Annotated in this window: 3 protein-coding genes; all 3 read left to right on the forward strand. The window is 74.4% G+C overall.

Annotated elements, in window-relative coordinates; genetic code table 11:
• The coding region (locus GA0115240_RS37395; RefSeq protein ID WP_161302573.1) for a hypothetical protein at positions 1 to 344 on the forward strand (344 nt) is incomplete at its 5' end.
• A 250-nt stretch (positions 345 to 594) separates the two neighbouring features.
• Positions 595 to 1,548 carry a bifunctional riboflavin kinase/FAD synthetase gene (locus GA0115240_RS29725; protein WP_093741422.1) on the forward strand — a complete coding sequence of 318 codons (954 nt, stop codon included), beginning with the start codon at positions 595 to 597 and terminating at the stop codon, positions 1,546 to 1,548.
• 143 nt (positions 1,549 to 1,691) lie between these two features.
• On the forward strand, positions 1,692 to 2,243 hold the full coding sequence (locus GA0115240_RS29730; RefSeq protein WP_093741420.1) for a DinB family protein: 552 nt from the start codon (positions 1,692 to 1,694) through the stop codon (positions 2,241 to 2,243).
• Positions 2,244 to 2,514 lie beyond the last annotated feature (271 nt).

The following is a 2,514-nucleotide window of genomic DNA, read 5'->3' on the forward strand; positions in this document are numbered from 1 at the left end:
TCGCCGCCCTCGGCACGCCGCACTCCCGGCCGCTGCGCCAGGAGCTGCTGGACCACGTGCTGGCCGTCGAGCGCGACCCGGCGGTGCTGGACGCGCTGCTGACCGCCGCCGCCGACGGCTGCCGGCAGCGGCACCCGCTGCTCACCCGCGAACTGGTGCACCGGCTCGGCCTGCTGCTGGGCCGGACACCCGAGGGGGCCACCCACTTCGACCGCCGCGTGGTGGAACTCGCCGCCACCGAACCGGACTTCGCCCGGCTGCTGCGGCAATGGCTGACCGACGGCGGCAGCTGGGACGCGGTGGTCGGCCCGAGCGCGCGCCGCCGCCTCGACACGGTCGCATGAAGGGGACCGGGTGTCCGCACCCCGGCGGACCGCCGGGCCGGATGCGGCGTCCTCGCGGGTCGGGGGGCCGGCACCCCGTGCCGATGGGCGTCACCGCCCACCGGCATGGCAGGCTTGGCCCTGCACGATGGCATGACGTCATCGGACGCGGCAGATCCGGCAGATCGGGCAGCCCGGCGGGTCCGACGGGTCCGACGGGTCCGGCAGATTCGGCAGTAGACAAGCAGTGGACAAGAAGCGGAGCGTCAAGGTGCAGCGCTGGCGGGGCTTGGAGGACGTTCCCGGTGACTGGGGGCGCTGCGTCGTCACCATCGGGTCGTACGACGGTGTACACCGCGGCCACCAGCTGATCATGGGCCGGGCGGTGCGGCGCGCGCACGAGCTGGGCCTGCCGTCGGTCGTCGTCACCTTCGACCCGCACCCCAGCGAGGTGGTCCGGCCCGGCACCCATCCGCCGATGCTCGCCGCCCACCACCGCCGGGCCGAGCTCATCGAGGACCTGGGCGTCGACGCGCTGCTGATCCTCCCGTTCACCCGCGAGTTCTCCACCCTCACCCCGAGCGAGTTCGTCCGGACGGTGCTGGTGGACGGGCTGCACGCCAAGCTGGTGGTCGAGGGCCCCAACTTCCGCTTCGGGCACAAGGCCGCCGGCGATGTGGACTTCCTGTCCGCGCTCGGCCTGAAGTACGACTACGACCTGGAGGTCGTCGACCTGTTCGTCCGCGGCGAGGCCGGCGGCGGCGAGCCCTTCTCGTCCACGCTGACCCGGCGGCTGGTCGCCGAGGGCGACATCGAGGGCGCCGCGGAGATCCTCGGGCGGCCGCACCGCGTCGAGGGCGTCGTGGTGCGCGGCGCCCAGCGCGGCCGCGAACTCGGCTACCCCACCGCCAACGTCGAGACACTGCCGCACACCGCGATCCCCGCCGACGGGGTGTACGCCGGCTGGCTGCAGGTGGCCGGCGAGGCGATGCCGGCGGCGATCTCGGTCGGCACCAACCCGACCTTCGACGGCACCGAGCGCACGGTGGAGGCCTACGCCATCGACCGCGTCGACCTCGATCTGTACGGGCTGCACGTAGCGGTGGACTTCCTCGCCTACCTGCGCGGGATGGAGAAGTTCGACACCGTCGAGGCGCTGCTGGAACGGATGGCCGACGATGTGAAGCGGGCGCGCGAGCTGGTGGACGCGGCCGATCAGCGGTAGCTCCGCCGTCCCGCCTCGTCGCACCCGCGCCGTCCCGTCCCTCCACCGCTTCGCGCGCAGGGGCCCGTTGGCCGGCCGGGCGCTGTGTCAGTGCTGCCTGCGAGACTCGCGGCATGACCGCACAGGCGCATGTCCCGCCCGAAATGCCCGGTCGGCCGGGGCCGGACATCCCGCTCCCGCCGAGGGGGGCCGAGGACGACCGGCCCGCCCTGCCGACCACGGGCGGTGAGCGGGAGATCCTGACCGCCTTCCTCGACTGGCACCGGGCCACCTTCGAGCTGAAGTGCCGCGGGGTGTCCCCCGCCCGGCTCTCCGACCGGGCGATCCCGCCGTCCGGGCTGAGCCTGCACGGCCTGGTCCGTCACCTGGCGGCAGCCGAGCGCCGGTGGATACGGATCCACTTCGCCGGCGAGGACCTGCCGCTGCTGAACTCCTCCGACGAGGACCCCGACCAGGACTTCGAGCAGCTCGGCGGCGACGTCGAGACGGCCTTCGCGGTGTGGCGGGCCGAGCGCGACCGGGCCAGGATCATCGTCGCCGAAGCGCCCTCGCTGGACGCCACCTGCCGCTCCCCGCTGACCGGCCAGGAGATGTCGCTGCGCTACCTGCTGATCCATCTGATCGCCGAGTACGCCCGGCACAACGGCCACGCCGACCTGCTGCGGGAGCGGATCGACGGGACGACCGGTCTGTGAGGCGCGCCGCCTTGCCGCGCAGGGGTCGAACCCGGCGCGGCGGGACCGCTGGCCGCCCCGGCCCGCTCGGGCGGGGCGGACGAGGCGGCTGTCGCAACCGATGACGACCGCCCGCACCCAGTCCCGCAGGCCGAGCCTGCCGAGGGCGCGGCCTGGTGCGTCTCGCGCTACTGCGGCGGCGGAGGCGGCGGGTAGCCGTACCCCTGTTCCTCCTGGGCCGGCTGCGGCGCCGGCTGCTGGGGCCAGGCCTGCTGCGGCTGCGGTGTCCGGG

The sequence above is a fragment of the Streptomyces sp. DvalAA-14 genome, from assembly GCF_900091855.1.
Taxonomy (GTDB): Bacteria; Actinomycetota; Actinomycetes; order Streptomycetales; family Streptomycetaceae; genus Actinacidiphila.

Excerpts from the sequence above, each read along its gene's own strand:
- GA0115240_RS29730 (WP_093741420.1), top strand. The coding sequence starts at position 1,692 with ATGCCCGGTCGGCCGGGGCCGGACATCCCGCTCCCGCCGAGGGGGGCC.